Raw genomic sequence first — 16507 nt, forward strand, 5'->3', positions numbered from 1 at the left:
CCAAACAAAGATACTAAATCATAAATAGCTCGGCAGCAATTCCATCGACTAAAAACCATCCTTTTTCGGTTGTTTTTAACTTCTGAATCGAATTTTGCTTAGCATCCAAATCTTCGGTAATAACCAATAAGTCCTTTTCAATAAATTTCTCTGAAGTTTTTAATAGATATGATTTGTAGTCTTCTCCAAAATCTTTTGCTACTTTTTCTAAGGAAACTCCCCAAATAGTTCTCAATCCCGTCATTACATATTCGTTGTATTGCTCTTGAATTGTTAGGATTTCCTTGGTACTTGGTAAGCTGTTTTCTTCAATACTTTTTATATATCTGGTATTATTAGAAACATTCCAGCTTCTTGTATGTTCGTTAAATGAATGTGCCGAAGGACCAATCCCCAAATAAGGTTTACCTTGCCAATAACTGGTATTGTGTTTTGAGAAATAGTTAGGCTTTCCAAAATTTGAAACTTCATAATGAACAAAACCTTGTGCTTTGGTTTTTGTTATTAAATGATTAAAATGAAGCTGCGCCAACTCATCGTCCATGGGTGGATACTCCCCTTTTTTTATAAAGGAAGCCAAAGCTGTTTTAGGCTCTACAGTTAAGGCATAACTAGAAATATGATTTACACCAAAATCGAACGTCATTTGAAGATTTTTATTCCATTTTTCCAGACTCATGTTTGGAATTCCATAAATTAAATCGATGGTAATATTATCGAAATATTGCGTGGCCAAAGACAAACAATTTTTTGCTTCTTCTGAAGAATGAGCCCGATTCATACTTTTTAAATCGTCTTCAAAAAAGGATTGAATTCCTATACTTAATCTGTTAACCGGACTTTTAGAAAGTTCAATTATCTGCTTCTTATTTAAATCGTCCGGATTCGCTTCTAAAGTAATTTCTGGGTCTTCAGTGACTTTATAATTTTTATAAACTTCTGCAATTAAAAATTGTAATTCATCAAGCGACAACAAGCTTGGTGTTCCTCCACCAAAATAAATAGTTTCAATTATTTGATTATTAAATTCATCTTTACGAAGAAACAATTCTTTAGCTAAAGCCTGAACCAACTCTTCTTTCTTTTTATGTGACGTAGAAAAATGAAAGTCGCAATAAAAACAGGCTTGTTTGCAAAAAGGGATGTGAATATAGACACCAGCCCCTTCTATCTTTCTCGAAAGGGAAGAGTTTTTACTCAGACGGATATAACTCGTATTATTTTCCATGATTTTCTATTTTTGGCAGACTATAACTGAGACTGAATAGTGTTTACTTCTTGACCCTATCTTGATTTTGCTTCACAAAACTATCCCACCCAGAATAGCTTTTCCCTATTTCAATTTTTCCTGCGTTATAAAAATGACAAACAGCAGCAGCCAAGCCATCCATAGAATCTAAATTCTTTGGAAGTGTTTTTATTCCCAACAAACTTTGAAGCATTTTAGCCACTTGCTCTTTACTGGCATTTCCACTTCCCGTAATGGCCATTTTAATTTTTTTTGGGGAATACTCGGTAATTGGGACTTCTCGACTCAAGCCAGCTGCCATAGCTACTCCTTGAGCTCTGCCTAACTTTAGCATACTCTGCACATTTTTTCCAAAGAAAGGTGCCTCAATGGCTATTTCATCTGGATGATGCGTTTCAATAAGCTCTAAGGTGCGTTCAAAAATAAGTTTTAACTTTAAATAATGATCGTCGTACTTTTTTAAATCCAGTTCATTTAATTGAAGGAAGATCATTTTTTTTTCAACCACTTTTATTAAACCAAACCCCATAATAGTAGTTCCTGGATCAATCCCTAATATAATTTTTTCTTTACTCATTAATCGCAATAATAACAACCACTTAAAGAGTAAGACACTCCAATAGTTGCAGTTAATAAATTTCCACTAAACGATCCAAATCCATCTGAAACAGGATCGAAATCACTACCAAACCCGTAAATATACGAGGTGTCTAAATAAACAGTTAGGACATCTGTAATGCTATAATGAAATTCAATTCCAGCCATAACATTCAAAAATGAGGTTTTGTTTCCCCCATATTCTCCTAAAGGTTTTATCATGCTAAAACCAGGTCCTGCATGTGCAACAACACCCATACCAATTGGCAGAAAAGTAAAAACTGGTGTAGGGTCGTAAATAAACTGAGCATTTATTCTAGAGTAATTAACTTTAAAATATGGCGAACTTCCATCATGAGCAATCCTATTGTAACCAAAATCCAATTTAGCTCCAAACTGTCTTTTAAACATGTGTTGCAACCCCAAATTGATGGTTGGAAAGTTAATGGACTTAGCTTCAAAGCCAGAAACAAAGCCACTAGAATTTGGACTATTAACACCTAGAGCAATTTGTGCTTTCCATTTACTGGTTTCAGCTTGACTAAAACCTAAAACAGAGATAAATAGAAAAATAACAGAAACTGAAGCCTGTTTGAAGTTTATAAAAAAAGTGTTCATATAAAGGATATTGTTTAATTTGCGGCAAATAAATATACCAATCTATAAATGCTTAGAGCCTTACCATACAAAACTAAACAATTCTTATTTGTGCTTCTAAAAATAAGCTTGGTAGTTGGTGCTTTTTATTTTATTTATCATAAACTCACTACAAACAATCAATTAGATTTTGATGTATTTAGCGATTTTTTGATCGAAAACAAAGTGTTTTCGTATAAAAACATCACTTTTCTAATCATTTTAAGCTGTTTTAATTGGTTTTTCGAAATAATAAAATGGCGTAATTTAGTCTCTATTTTTAAAAAAATCGGCTTTAAAGATGCTCTTCAACAAAGTTTAGGGTCTTTAACAGCTTCCTTATTAACTCCAAATAGAATTGGAGAGTATGGAGCAAAAGCTATTTTTTACACCTCATCTCTTAGAAGAAAAATAGTTCTACTAAATTTTCTTGGAAACAGTATACAAATGCTGGTAACTAGTATCTTTGGATGTATTGGTTTATACTTCTTTTTGACCAAATACCCTATAGAAATTGACTACCATAAAACAGCCCGATTTGCAGTCATTTTAATTATAATCTCAGGCATGGCATTTTTAGGATGGAAGAAAAAGGGAGTTACTATCAAAGGGGTTTCCATTGAAAAAGTACTGCAATTTTTTAGAAATATTTCTTTTAAACATTATGTCTTGTGTTTAACTTTTTCTGTTTTAAGATATTTTATCTTTTCGTTTCAGTTTTATTTTTTACTTCAGTTATTTGGTGTAGAAGTAGCCTATAAAAATGCCATGATTGTTGTTACTACCATGTATTTATTAGCCTCGATAATTCCTTCAATTTTTATTTTCGATGTTGTAATTAAAGGTAGTGTGGCTGTTTATTTATTTTCTTTGGTTGGCGTTAACGAACTCACTATTTTAAGTGTTGTTACTTGTATGTGGCTACTTAATTTTGTGCTTCCAAGTATTATAGGAAGCGTATTTGTTCTAAAATTTAAATTCTCTAAAAACGTGACATCATGATAATTTTAATTTTTGTCATCACATTTTTATATCTACTTTTAATTGGAATTTTTATTTATGGGTTTGATAAAGTTGAAGATTTTAAATATGAAGAAACTATTATAAAAACCAAGTTTTCCATTATTATTCCTTTTAGAAACGAAGCTGAAAATTTACCTGATTTATTAAACTCTGTTTCAGAATTAAAATATCCTTTCTCAAGCTTTGAAATTATTTTTGTTAATGATGATTCAGAAGATGCTTCTATAAAAATTATTAAAAATCATTTGGAGAAAACTGACATCGATTTTAAAATTATTGAGAATAACAGAATGTCAAAATCGCCAAAAAAAGACGCCCTTTCTGTAGCTATCGAGCAAGCAAAAAACCCTTGGATTCTAACCACAGATGCCGATTGCTTACTATCAAAACTATGGCTAGAATGTGTTAATAGCTTTATCCATAAAAATCAAGTAAGCATGATTTCTGGTCCAGTTGCTTATGATAAAATTAAAACATTTTTAGACAGATTTCAAGCCTTCGATTTTTTAAGTTTGATAGGTGTAACTATTGGGGGTTTTGGACTTAATACGCCTTTTTTAAGCAATGGAGCAAATTTAGCTTACAAAAAAGATTTTTTTAAAACTTTAAATGGATTTGAAGGTAATACAGATATTGCTAGCGGAGATGATGTGTTTTTATTACAAAAAGCTATAGAAAAGCATAAAGATTTTGTGTGTTTTTTAAAAGCTAAAGAAGCTATTATTATTACCAAACCTCAACCGGATTTTGCGAGTTTAAAATCGCAACGGGTTCGTTGGGCATCAAAAACAACACATTACAAAAATAGTTTTGGAAAATTATCTGGTCTTATAGTTTTTTTAATGAATGCATGCTTAATAGTATCGTTGCTGTTTGCTTTTATGGACATTTTAGATGTCATGTTTGTATTCATTATTTTTATTTTAAAAATAATTATTGATTTTATCTTACTATACAAAACAGCTTCCTTTTTTAATCAAGAAAAATTATTTAGCAGCTATCTTTTTAGCGCTTTTATCTATCCCTTCTTTTCTGTATATATTGCTATAATCTCTATGTTTTCAAATTATAAATGGAAGGATAGAGGGTATAGAAAATAGTGTATGAATCATTTATTTTTGTTAGATTTACAAGAACTGAAAATCCTAAATCTAATGAAAAAGCTCCTCTTTATTTTATGTTTATCGTTATCCTTTTCACCTCTTAAAGCTCAGGAATCTTATACTGTTAATGGTGAAACACTTCAGTTACAAACCGAAATTGAAGGCAATTTAGATTTACTTTGGAATACTTTTGATGGACAATACAGGTATTTTATTAGAACTAAAGATGGCTCCATCCAAGAATTGGTGAACACTAAAAATCCTAACACTAAAAAATATCAAGAAGAATATAAAACCACTTTAAATGAGTTAACTCAGGATTTCGGGCTTTCGGCAGATAAGGTCAACCTAACGCTTACAAGTTTAAGAGATTATATAAATATGTATGATTCTACAAGCGATTTAAGTTTTAATTATGAACCAAAATCGAAACTACAATCGCGTTTAGGTGTTTTTGGAGGTCTTACCAATCAGCCGTTTATAAATAATCCAGAAAATGTAACTGTACCATTTTTTGGAGCAGAATTTGAAGTTTATAGCAACACACGTTTGGAACGTCATTCTGGATATTTTAATCTAAGAACAGCTTTAGAGGCAGACGATTTTAAATATTCATCCACGCAATTAGGACTGGGTTATAGATATCGTTTTATTAATAAAAATAATTTCAGCATTTATGGAAATATAACATTTGTTACCTACACCTTTTACTATGAAACTGTAAGTTATGATGACCCTTTAAATCCAGGCAACAATATCACTGAAAAGCAATCTGGTTCAGATCTGGATGTGCCTTTTATATTTGGTTTAGGAAGTGATATTAAAGTAACGAATAATGGCTATATCACACTTGCTTATGACAATCTATTTGCCATATTTACCGAAAATCAAGGAAATTTTCCAATAGATTTTGCTGTTGGATTTAAATTTAACTTGTAATTCATGCGTTTAGACAAAACTTCCAATCCTGCATTTAACGATTATTTCTGGGAGAAAGACAAAAGTTCTTCTGAAAAAATGAGTGTTCGTGGCATCATCTTAAAATCTCTTTTTTTCATATTAATAATTGCTGGCATAGCTTTATATGTTTGGAATTTATACGTTTCTGGAACAGATATTAAATGGTTTGTTACAGGTGGTATGATTGCTGCCATTGCCATTAGTATTGTAATATCCGTAAGAAGTCAATGGGCAAAATTTTTAGTACCACTTTACGCTATTGCAAAAGGTTTTTTTCTTGGAGGTATCAGCAGTTATGCACATGCAAAGTTTCCCAATATGCCTTTTCAAGCTATTGGCGTTACTATTGTGACTTTCTTTGTGATGCTTGTACTCTACCAAACTAGAATAATTGTAGTAACAAAAAAACTGAGAAGTGTTATTATTACTGCTTGTGCCAGTATTTTTGTGATTTACATGGTCTCCTGGATTCTAAGCTTCTTCGGAATTAAATCTTTTTTATGGGGAACGTCTTGGCTTGCCATAATTTTTAATGTATTAGCTGCTATTTTTGCCTCTTTAGCTTTGCTTTTAGATTTCGACTATATTGAAAGACATAAAAACAAAGCTCCTAAAGACAAAGAATGGCTAGCTACTTGGGGACTTTTAGTAACCCTTGTTTGGCTATATGTTGAAATTTTAAGGTTGATGAAGAAAATGGCTATCCGATTTTAGTACGTCGATTAACTCAGTGTGACTGTTCTAATTCGAATAATAATGTAGGCTTCATAAAACTTGACAGTTTTAATTCACCTGAATAATAACAGGCAAAGTAAACGCTGTTTTTACCTGCTGTCCGCGCTTGATAGCTGGATAAATTTCAGGTAAAGAATCTAGGCTATTTCTTAGAAGTTCATCAATATTTGGAATTTCATGCCTTGTTACAGAATCCACTCTGGCTTCTAAGAAGGATAAAACTCCTTTTTCTGAGATTTGGAATTTTATATAAATGGTATCATCAATGTTCTGAGTAACTACAATAGTGTCTCTCTGAATCCTATTGGTAATAATGGCTGTTAAGGTATTTTGAAAACAGCGTTGCTTTTCCACTTTAGAAACATCATCGCTACAAGATGCAAAAGATGGATATTCATCCACATCGCTCCAATTAAACGTTTTTAATTCTTCATTTAAAATAGCGTCGGATGTTGTTTTCTTGACATCAAAATTATTGCAAGAAACAAGCAATAAAAAACCAAATAAAAGGTACAAATGTTTCATACACAGATTTGAACCCGAAAAGTACAATATTTTTAATTATTCTGCATAAATGCAACTATTTAAACATAAAAAAACCGAAGACAAAGCTTCGGTTTTTATTTAAAATTTATAATTACTCTTTTATTTTAAACTTTATAGGCAAATAATAAGGTACGTTTACAGCCTTCCCTTCGTGCATTCCAGGCATCATTTTTGGCAACATATTCACTACACGAAGTGCTTCATCTGCTAATTCTTGATGTGGCGCTCTGGCTTTGGCATCAGTAATATTTCCTTGTTTGTCTATTTTAAAGTAAACAGCAATTGTTACCACACCTGTTAAGTTTAAGGTATTTCCCAAATCTGTATTAAAGTTTTCGGCAACAAGATTATTAATTTGTTTACTCATGCATTGTTTCTTTTCTTCATTAGAACTTCCACTTTCACAACCTGGAAACACAGGAACTTGATCTATGACAGAAAATGGTACATCTTCTTTACCATCATAATCTGAAGTGTCAATCTCTTCAGGACTTTGCTCACCGATATTTCCAAAGACTACGGTTCTTTTCACTCCTTCTTTTGATTCAACTTCATTGGACTTATAACCTTCTGGCAGTTTCTCGCTTTTTGGGTGTATGGAAAACTTCATAAATACGGGATCCTTAGAAAAGTCCATTTCTATCCATTGACTATATTCTATATTATTATCTATGAATTCCGTCTGAGTGGCCATTTTTTCTTTCACTTCTTTAGGATCATCTACTCCTACTGTTGAAGTAAATGTATATTTACTCAAATCCAAACCACCTTGTTGTTCAATATTCGCATTATTTTCATCAGAGCAAGATGAATAAATTAACATCCCAAATACCATTGGAATTAATAGTGCATACCTAACTAATTGAATTTGTTTTGATTTTGATTTTTGTAACATAACGATTCGTTTTTTGATTAATGATTCTTTAAAAAATGGATTGATGAATGATACCTGCTTGGCATGAAATACTTGCGATAACAGGTTTTGATAATATTGTGTTTTATTGTACTTAACAGCTTCGGCATCTGCACTAAATTCATGCACAACCGAAATTCTATTTTGATACATATAAATAAGCGGATTAAACCAAAATAGAACACGAAGGATTTCAAAAAACAACATATCAAAGCTGTGTTTTTGTTTTACGTGAACCAGTTCGTGCTTAAATATGGTTTCTCGTTCTTCATTTTCTAATTGTTTTCCAATAAAAATATAATTGAAAAATGAAAAGGCATCCCGACTGTTTTCTAAATTCACAATTTGTAAATTAGATTCTTGATGTTTTTGATTGTTTTTAATTAATTGGCCTATTTTAATAATTTTGAAGGCAAAAATCATTAACGCAAAAGCAGAGCCCATAAAGAAAAGATATATCCAAGACCACGAAAAACTTGACATTTGATTGGCGCCTTCAATTAAAACTTCATCTAAAACAACTGGATTTTGTTTTCCTATAACAACTTCTGGAAGCGTGATAATATATTGCTGTGGTACAATATTTTTAAACATCTCAATTTTTATGATTGGCAGAATAAAAGATAAAGCTGCTGTAATTAAAAGATAGGCTCTATTCCAATTAAAAAACGTTTGTTTTTTTAAGAAAACATCATAAACTATTAAAAAGAATAGTTGACATGCGATTGTTTGAATGATATAATGTGCCATAATTAGTCTTTTTTGTTCATGTCTTTTAAAACCGATTCTAACTCTTGTAAACTAATATCGTTTTTCTTAACGAAAAAAGACACCATACTTTTAAAAGACCCTTGAAAATAGTTGTCTACTAAAGTGTTTAAACTTTGATTGCTATAATCTTGTTTTTTAATCAACGGATAATAAATATGTCCTTTTCCTTGTTTTTCGTAATCCACAAAACCTTTAGTCTCTAATATTCTAACTATAGTAGATACGGTGTTATAAGCTGGTTTAGGTTCTGGTAAAACATCTATTATTTGTTTAACATTGGCTTTTTCAAGCTGCCATAACACCTGCATAATTTCTTCTTCGGCTTTGGTGAGTTGTTTGGTATGCTGCATAATAATCAAGAATTATTTAAAAACTAAAAACTTAGTTGAATACAAATATAACTAAATATTTAGTTTGAACTAATTTTTTAGTTAATATTTTTGTAACAATCTTTTAATATCTTCGTCTGATAAAGAAAAATATATGGATATTGTATTATTCCTTTTTGGTTTTATGTTTATGCTATTTGGTATTTTGGGGAGTTTTCTACCTGTTCTTCCTGGACCTCCTTTAAGTTGGATTGGCTTATTACTACTGTATTTAACTCAAGCTGTACCAACTAACTGGATGTTTTTAGGTATTACATTAACCATTGCGCTTATAGTTTTTGCATTAGATTATATTATTCCTGCTCTTGGGACTAAAAAATTTGGAGGTAGTAAATATGGCATGGTTGGTACCACCCTTGGTTTGCTTGTATCTATTATTTTTCCTGTTCTAGGCGTGTTTGGTATTATTATCTGGCCCTTTGTTGGCGCTTTTATTGGTGAGCTTTTAAACAGAACTGATTCTAAAACAGCTGCAAAAGCAGCTTTTGGTTCTTTCTTAGGTTTTTTAACAGGGACTTTTATAAAGTTTATTGTTTCTATTATCTACTTTGGATTTTTTATTATAAAAGCTTGGGAGTACAAAAGCAGCATCTTTAGTTTTTAAAAAGAAGAAACCTCATGACTCATATAAATATATATAAAGTCATGAGGTTAGTGTAAATGCTATTATCAACTATTAATACTTTTGAGGGATTAATTAATATGTTGTTGATGAATCAAATATAAGATGAACATTTAAAAAACAGTTACGGAAAAACCACAATATAATTACGGAAAAACCGTAATTATCAATAATAGCAAGGACTTTGAAAGGTTTTCTATTAACTTGAATTTAAAACTTTAACAGTTTTGGATTATAATACTTATACAAAACCCTTTTTTCTGGCTTCTTCCAACAAGGTCTCATCACTACCATCTGTAATTATAAACAATTCTTTTAAGTATTTTTTTCGTTTTTCAATGGCACTCATGGACAAACTTATATGGTCTGTTAAACTTTTTGTTTTAATGCCTTGAGATAATAAATAAAGTATTTTCCTATTTATTTCATCTACAACAATATCATTAGAAATAGATTTTCTAATGATGCTGTTAACCGTTCCACTATAAAATGGTGGATTACTAATAACTGCTTGAAAAGCGCTTGCCAACTCTCTCGAAGTTAAGTCACTTTTAATTAGAAATCCTTCCGGGTCTATTGTTTTTACAATATTATGAACCCTGTAAGCTTCATTAAACATGGTTAGGATAACTATTTTTGCCTTAGGCATAATACTTCTAGCATATTTAGCTAAATCTTCTCCAGACGTATATTTACCATCGCTTGAAGGAGGCAAACTAATATCCATAAATAAAATATCGTAAGGATTTCCTAAAGCTAAGGCTTGGTTCATGAACCTTATGGACTCGTCGCAACTATTAGCTATATCAATTTTTAAATCTTGAGTCTCTTTTTTTGTAGCTAGCAATGTATTCTGATATCCTTCAATAATCATAGGATGATCGTCTGTCATTAATATGCGAATGGTTTCTTGCATGAGGTTCTTTAGGTTTTAGATTGGGGCTTTTATTATAAGTTCTGTTCCAGAATCGTGGGTTGATTTTATGTCTAATTCACCATTAATTTCTTTTACTCTAGAGTAAATATTTTTTAAACCAATACCTTTTCTGGCTTTATGTACATCGAATCCTGTTCCATTGTCTGAAATCGATAAGCAAATTACATTTTTTTTCTGGTTAAAGCTAATCTGAACTTCAGCTGCATGGGCATGCTTATATATATTTTGAAGGGATTCTTGAATAATTCTATAATAGTGGATTTTTGTTTTGTTTGAAATGTCATCCCAATCAATATTATCGTCGTTTTTTAAATCGTATTTAAGCTTGTATGCTTTTGTTTGTTTTTCTACAAGAGCTTTAATAATACTTATATAATTTGAACCAGACACAAAATCTGTGTTCAGTTCATGAGACACTTTTCGTATATCTTCTTCAATTTCTTTTAAGTCGTTTAAGTACTTTTCTCGAGTTTCTATAGCTTCTGGTTTTGAGCTCATGTTTAAGCTATCTAAACTTAATCTTATACCAAAAAGTCGTCCTAAAATACCATCGTGCATTTCTTGAGAAATCCGCTTCTTTTCAGCCACTCTAGCTTCATCAATTTTGTCTTGTTGAGATAACATTAAATTATATATCTCTTCGTTGGTTTCTTGTTGTTGTTGATTAAATTTCAACTCCTTATTTTTTGTTCTTTGATTAACAATAATATAAAGTAATAATAAAGTAAAAATTAAACCGATAGATAAAATTAACAACCAAAGCCTTTCTTTTGCTATTTGTTTACTTCGTTCTACTATTTGATCTGTTTCAAACTCTATTCTAGCAAATTTATTTCTAATAGCTCGCTCCTTATTTTGAAGGCTATCACTTAAATTTACATATTCTGTTAAGTAAGTTTTAGCATTTGCTGCGTCTTCAATGTTCGATTTTAACATGAGCGATTGCAAAATAACATCGTTTGTATTAGTTTCTTTGGAGAGGTTATAAGCTCTATTCGCATAAAAAAGTGCAGAATCTTTTTTTTCCAAGTCTTTATAAAATCTGGAAGCATTTAAACTCACAGACATAATACTATATGGATCATTAATACTATCACTTATTCTATAGGCTTCAGCAAACATTTTTGCAATCTCATCTTTTTTGTAGTGTTTAGATACATGTTTTATAAAAGCATAATCCCCTAAAATGAGCGAATAATTCTTTGGCTCTTCAAGTAAAATCTCTGAATTTTTAAATAAGTGTTTATAAATATCCAAAGCTTTATCATATTGCTTTAACTCTTTGTAAATTAAGGCAATATTACTATTTGAATATAAAGTATATATAAAATTATCTTTTATTTGATCGCTATAAGTAAGTGCAGTATAGTGGTATTCAATGGCTTTATCATATAATCCTAATTCATCTGAAGCAATCCCAATTAAATTATATAATGCCCATAAATAATCTAAAGTTCTTTCTGTTTTTGGTAGGTTTTGATATAATTTAATAGATGCTATGGCATTTTCTTCACACCCAATATAATCTCTTTGATTAAACTGAATATTAGCCATACTATACAATGATTCTGCCTCTCTTTCTTCTTCATTTAGTGCTTTAAATACTTTATAAGACGAATAATAATAGTAATAGGAACTATCTACTTGCAACTTTTCCTCATGATACCATCCTAAAACATTAGAAATTTTACCAATAGCAAGAGAGTCTTTTAACTTCTTTGCAAGCTTTAAATTTTCATGATTTATCTGAAATGTAGAACTAAAATCTCTTTCTCTTATATAAAGTGTAGCAAGGAGCCTTTTACTTTTTAAAATGGTGGTATCTTGTTGGGTAGCCTCAGATAGTTCTATGGCGTATTTGGCAAAATGAATTCTCTCACCTGCTTCCAATGCTTTTTTAGCTAAATCTCGATAATAGTATATACTGTCTAATTGCCTATTAAAAGCCTCATTTTGTGCATTTAATGGTAGATATAGAAATAATAAAACTATGAAGCTTATTTTTTGATACAATACAAGTTGATTTCAAAGTCTTTCAAATTTATACTTTTTTATGACATGAAAGTAATGTATTGCAGATATTGACGAAATAATTGTCAATATTAAAAATAAGAATACACACCTCTTAGGGCTAAAAGGTGTATATTCTTATGCTTTGTAGGATATTTTATCCTTGAGTAGGAACTACTTTTCCTTTTCTAACGTGTCTATTAACTTCAAAATTGTATTCAAAGTTATCACTACTTGAAATAGTTTTTTCTTTAGTTGTTTTAGTTATTGCTGTATCTTTAAGGTTAACTCCAGATACTGTTACACAAAATAATGCTACTAATAATGTGATAATTAGGGATTTCATAAATTCTCAATTTTAAGTTAAAAAAATAATTAAATGTTTAACAAGCCTTGTTCTTTACAAAACTTTAATTGAGGGAATAAATGGATAATTAATTTTTTTTTAAAACATGTATATAAACATATTTTAAAAACATGAGGGAGTCAGACAAAAACTTGTCTTAAATGGAATAATTAACCTTTTTAAGTTGAATAAATCGATTTAGGGACTTAAGAAGGGCTTCAAATATACTCTAAGATACTAAAAAACAACCATAAACACGATAAAGTGTTAGTTTTTATCGATCAAAAGGCTTATTTGAAGTATTATCTTACAAAATAAATTAACATTTTTAATTTTACAGAAAAACAATGCTTGATAAAAAAAACATAAAAGTGTTGAAATCAGATGGTTTAAAAATCAAAAATTGTTGGTAACTTGTAAATTCAATTCTCTTTATGATATCGGTTTACAATAAATTTATAAGCTTTATAAATACCATTCAAGGAAAAATAGCCTTTTATCCAACTCTTTTTAGTATTACAGGGTTTAGTTTTGCTTTGCTCATGCTTTATCTTGAAAAAGAAGGCATTTCTGCCTTTGTTTTAGAGCATATTCCACAACTAGTTATAAATAATGCTGATACAGCAAAAACACTTTTGAGTTTTCTAACTGGTGGTATTATATCCATTATGGTATTTAGTTTTTCAATGGTGATGGTGTTATTAAATCAGGCTTCCAGCAATTTTTCTCCACGGGTTTTACCTGGTTTAATTTCCAATAGAAATCACCAATATATCTTAGGTGTTTATTTAGCGACCATTTTATATAATATTTTTACCCTTGTAGGAATAAATCCGCAAGAAAACGATAAATACCAATTACCAGGTTTTTCGGTGCTTATTGGTATTGTTTTTACAGTTATTTGTTTGGGTGCTTTTCTATATTTTATCCATTCTATTTCCCAAGCCATACAAGTAAACAATATTTTAGATCATATTTATAAAAAAGCAAAAAACCGTTTGGAGTCATTATTAGAGCACGAAACTGAAAAAGATCCTTGTTTCCCAGACACATCTAGCTGGAAAACGTATTACAGTTCAAAAACAGGATATTTTCAAAATATTGCTATTAATAATCTAAAGACTATATGTACAGAACATGATATTCAATTAAAAATACTTCCTTTCCAAGGGATGTTTATTTTAAAAAACGTCCCAATTATTCAAATAAATAGAGAAGTAGAAGACGATTTAATTAAAAATATATTTTCTAATTTCAATTTTGCAAAAGGGGAATTTGTTGAAGATAATTATGTCCTTGCTTTTAAACAAATTGCTGAAATAGGAATGAAAGCTATGTCCCCAGGAATTAACGATCCTGGAACAGCTATTAGTACTATTGATTATTTAACAGAGTTATTTGCTATTAGACTTAGAAAAAGTGATAAAACCATCTTTAACTCCAAAGAAAACAACGCGCTTATTGAAATAACAACCATTAATTTTAAAGAATTACTTTACCAAGTTATGGTGTCTTACAGAACATACTGTAAACACGATTTAAGTTGTATTCAAAAATTATTTATCATGTTCAAATATTTACTCCTACAAGAAGCACTATTACCAGAATATCATGATGCTCTTTTAGCAGAAGCGAAATTACTATACTAAGACACGCTATTAACCATTAAAAATACGACTGATTTAAACCGAATTGAAAAACTATATCGATCACTACCAAAACAAAATTAAAATCTCATTTTTCTTTTAGGTACTGTATTAGTTTAAGACAGCTAATCCACGATTATAATAGACTAAACGTTCCTTCTCTGGAACCAAATCGCCACCAGTTGCCCAAACAATATGTGTCGCATTTTTCATATTTAAATTATTTCTAACAGCATAATTAGTTTCTAAAACTCTCTGAGGTCCAATAAGTCCAGCTGTTGCAGATGGTTCCAAGAATATCTGTTCGGTGTCCATTAGTTGTGACAGCATTTGAAATAGCTTCGAGTCTTCAATGGTATATAGTCCGCTAATAAGATGGGAACTCATAGAAGTAGCAAAGCTTGAAGGGCGACCAACAGCTAATCCGTCGGCTTCTGTTTTGTTATCTATTCCAATATCCTGAACACTAATACGGCTTTTCTTACCAGTAAGAAGTCCTGTTAACACAGCTGGTGAATGAGTCGGTTCAACAAAAAAGCAATGAACATGATTTCCATATATTTGTTTTAAGCCGAAAGCAACACCTCCAGGAGAACCCCCAACACCACAAGGAGAATAGACAAACAAAGGATGTTGTGCATCTACTTGAATATTTTCTAATTCTAATTGCTTTGCTAGCCGGAGAGCTCCAACAGAATAACCTAGAAAAAGCTCTTTTGAATTTTCGTCATCCACAAAATAAGCCATAGCATCTGCCTTGGTTTGTTTTCTTCCAGCCAAAATGGCTTCGCTAAAATCGCCCGAAAACTCTATAACCTTTACTCCTTTTTTTCTGAGTAAATCTTTTTTCCAAGGTTTTGCATCGGCAGACATATAGACGGTTACCTGAAACCCTAAAGCAGCACTGATAATACCTATACTTAACCCTAAATTTCCAGTTGAACCTACACCTATTTTATAGTTGTTAAAAAACTTTTTAAACTCAGGAGAAGCAAAAGCTCGATAATCAGAATCCTTTAAAATTCCAGCTTTTAATGCTAGCTTTTCTGCATAATGTAGCACTTCATAAAATCCACCTCGAGCTTTTATAGAGCCTGCTATGGGAAGTTTATTATCGCATTTTAAAAAAAATCTTCCATCTATTTTTGAGTTATTCTCATTTAAAAGACGTTTCATGTTTGGAAGTTCCTTTAAAGGAGATTCTAGGATTCCGTCAGATTTTTGAGTTTCAGGAAAGGCTTCATAAAAAAAAGGTGCAAAACGATTCCATAAGGCTTCGGCTGCTAACATGTCTTCTTTTGTAATAGAAAAATCTAACGTCTCTAATTTGGTTTTCCTATTGGGATTAATCCAAACCACGGATTTTAAAGCTATTACATCTTGTAAAAGCGGTTCCTTATCTATAAAATCTGCTATTTCTTTTGCTGAATACATCTTTTAAAATTTTAAAAACTACGCATGCCTTAAACTTCAATATATAATAACTTTCTTAGGATTTATTTATAACACCTTCCACACGTTTGGCAGAATCTAACTTATTAAGACTTAAACGCACTGTACTTGTTTTAATGGCCGTCAAATCATGTGGCACGCCACCTTCTAACGCAATTAGGTCTCCTTTCTTTAATTGGTGAACTTTACCATTTACGCCAAAATCTATAGCACCTTCAAAAACCTCAACAACTATAGGGAAAGGCGTTTTGTGCTCTTTCATAACATGCCCTTCTTTAAAGGCAATTCTAATCTCTTTACCAGTTTCGGTTTCCATTAACACTTGAATGGTTGGTTTAGATTCATGATACTCCAAATTATTTACTAATGATGCTACTTTCATAATACATATTTCAAATTAACGAATTCTTATTTAGAATCATTCAAAATTAATGATTTTTTATGCAATATCCATGCTTATTAAAAGCTATTTTAAAGTATTTTACCATTTATTCACATTTGCGATGAAGGAGAAAAATACTAGAATTATATAATGAAAAAAAGCTCCAATTTCTTGGAGCTTTTTTTTCAAA

Annotated in this window: 17 protein-coding genes; 6 read left to right on the forward strand and 11 right to left on the reverse strand. The window is 30.7% G+C overall.

The window, feature by feature from the left end; all coding sequences use genetic code 11:
• Nucleotides 1-13 precede the first annotated feature (13 nt).
• Genes hemW through OS191_RS08915 form a run of 3 tightly spaced genes read right to left on the reverse strand, consistent with a single transcriptional unit; the run spans nt 14 to nt 2464 of the window.
• On the reverse strand, nt 14-1228 hold the full coding sequence (hemW, locus tag OS191_RS08905) for a radical SAM family heme chaperone HemW (protein WP_267155340.1): 1215 nt from the start codon (nt 1226-1228) through the stop codon (nt 14-16).
• A 43-nt stretch (nt 1229-1271) separates the two neighbouring features.
• A complete protein-coding gene (ruvC, locus tag OS191_RS08910; protein WP_267155341.1) occupies nt 1272-1826 on the reverse strand; it encodes a crossover junction endodeoxyribonuclease RuvC in 555 nt (184 codons plus the stop codon).
• Entirely contained in the window at nt 1826-2464 is a 639-nt protein-coding gene (locus OS191_RS08915; RefSeq protein WP_267155342.1) for a cell envelope biogenesis protein OmpA, read from the reverse strand. Before OS191_RS08915 ends, ruvC begins: the two co-directional genes overlap by 1 nt.
• Nucleotides 2465-2512: 48 nt before the next feature.
• On the opposite strand from OS191_RS08915, the gene OS191_RS08920 reads away from it, so the two are divergent.
• Genes OS191_RS08920 through OS191_RS08935 form a run of 4 tightly spaced genes read left to right on the forward strand, consistent with a single transcriptional unit; the run spans nt 2513 to nt 6282 of the window.
• The gene (locus tag OS191_RS08920; protein ID WP_267155343.1) at nt 2513-3484 is read left to right on the forward strand and encodes a lysylphosphatidylglycerol synthase domain-containing protein; all 972 of its coding nucleotides are present in this window, start codon (nt 2513-2515) and stop codon (nt 3482-3484) included.
• Complete coding sequence (locus OS191_RS08925; protein WP_267155344.1) at nt 3481-4605, forward strand: glycosyltransferase; 1125 nt, start codon at nt 3481-3483, stop codon at nt 4603-4605. Before OS191_RS08920 ends, OS191_RS08925 begins: the two co-directional genes overlap by 4 nt.
• A 54-nt stretch (nt 4606-4659) precedes the next feature.
• On the forward strand, nt 4660-5547 hold the full coding sequence (locus tag OS191_RS08930; protein WP_267155345.1) for a hypothetical protein: 888 nt from the start codon (nt 4660-4662) through the stop codon (nt 5545-5547).
• 3 nt (nt 5548-5550) lie between these two features.
• Nucleotides 5551-6282, forward strand: a complete 732-nt coding sequence (locus OS191_RS08935) for a Bax inhibitor-1/YccA family protein (protein WP_267155346.1) — start codon at nt 5551-5553, stop codon at nt 6280-6282.
• Nucleotides 6283-6351: 69 nt separating this feature from the next.
• Here OS191_RS08935 and OS191_RS08940 read toward each other — a convergent pair whose 3' ends face one another.
• From OS191_RS08940 to OS191_RS08950, 3 genes are all read right to left on the reverse strand, one after another.
• Nucleotides 6352-6828 (reverse strand): hypothetical protein, encoded by a 477-nt coding sequence (locus OS191_RS08940; protein ID WP_267155347.1) that lies wholly within the window; start codon nt 6826-6828, stop codon nt 6352-6354.
• A 112-nt stretch (nt 6829-6940) separates the two neighbouring features.
• The gene (locus tag OS191_RS08945) at nt 6941-8512 is read right to left on the reverse strand and encodes a M56 family metallopeptidase (protein WP_267155348.1); all 1572 of its coding nucleotides are present in this window, start codon (nt 8510-8512) and stop codon (nt 6941-6943) included.
• 2 nt (nt 8513-8514) lie between these two features.
• The gene (locus OS191_RS08950; RefSeq protein ID WP_267155349.1) at nt 8515-8883 is read right to left on the reverse strand and encodes a BlaI/MecI/CopY family transcriptional regulator; all 369 of its coding nucleotides are present in this window, start codon (nt 8881-8883) and stop codon (nt 8515-8517) included.
• 133 nt (nt 8884-9016) lie between these two features.
• Here OS191_RS08950 and OS191_RS08955 point away from each other — a divergent pair, with 133 nt between their 5' ends.
• Nucleotides 9017-9526: a DUF456 domain-containing protein gene (locus tag OS191_RS08955; RefSeq protein ID WP_267155350.1), complete on the forward strand. Its 510-nt coding sequence runs from the start codon at nt 9017-9019 to the stop codon at nt 9524-9526.
• Nucleotides 9527-9785: 259 nt separating this feature from the next.
• On the opposite strand, the gene OS191_RS08960 is transcribed toward OS191_RS08955, so the two are convergent.
• The 3 genes from OS191_RS08960 to OS191_RS08970 all read right to left on the reverse strand — a co-directional run bounded on the left by OS191_RS08960 (nt 9786) and on the right by OS191_RS08970 (nt 12837).
• Nucleotides 9786-10460, reverse strand: a complete 675-nt coding sequence (locus tag OS191_RS08960; RefSeq protein ID WP_267155351.1) for a response regulator — start codon at nt 10458-10460, stop codon at nt 9786-9788.
• A 15-nt stretch (nt 10461-10475) separates the two neighbouring features.
• Nucleotides 10476-12494 (reverse strand): ATP-binding protein, encoded by a 2019-nt coding sequence (locus OS191_RS08965; RefSeq protein ID WP_267155352.1) that lies wholly within the window; start codon nt 12492-12494, stop codon nt 10476-10478.
• A gap of 154 nt (nt 12495-12648) precedes the next feature.
• Complete coding sequence (locus tag OS191_RS08970) at nt 12649-12837, reverse strand: hypothetical protein (protein WP_267155353.1); 189 nt, start codon at nt 12835-12837, stop codon at nt 12649-12651.
• Between the two features lie 434 nt (nt 12838-13271).
• On the opposite strand from OS191_RS08970, the gene OS191_RS08975 reads away from it, so the two are divergent.
• Nucleotides 13272-14486, forward strand: a complete 1215-nt coding sequence (locus OS191_RS08975) for a DUF2254 domain-containing protein (RefSeq protein WP_267155354.1) — start codon at nt 13272-13274, stop codon at nt 14484-14486.
• Between the two features lie 108 nt (nt 14487-14594).
• Here OS191_RS08975 and dsdA read toward each other — a convergent pair whose 3' ends face one another.
• Together dsdA and OS191_RS08985 are read right to left on the reverse strand one after the other, a co-directional pair.
• On the reverse strand, nt 14595-15917 hold the full coding sequence (dsdA, locus tag OS191_RS08980; protein WP_267155355.1) for a D-serine ammonia-lyase: 1323 nt from the start codon (nt 15915-15917) through the stop codon (nt 14595-14597).
• Nucleotides 15918-15972: 55 nt separating this feature from the next.
• Nucleotides 15973-16317, reverse strand: coding sequence for a cupin domain-containing protein (locus OS191_RS08985; RefSeq protein ID WP_267155356.1), 345 nt, complete (start codon nt 16315-16317; stop codon nt 15973-15975).
• Nucleotides 16318-16507 lie beyond the last annotated feature (190 nt).

The sequence above is a fragment of the Xanthomarina sp. F2636L genome, assembly GCF_026410195.1.
Taxonomy (GTDB): Bacteria; Bacteroidota; Bacteroidia; order Flavobacteriales; family Flavobacteriaceae; genus Xanthomarina.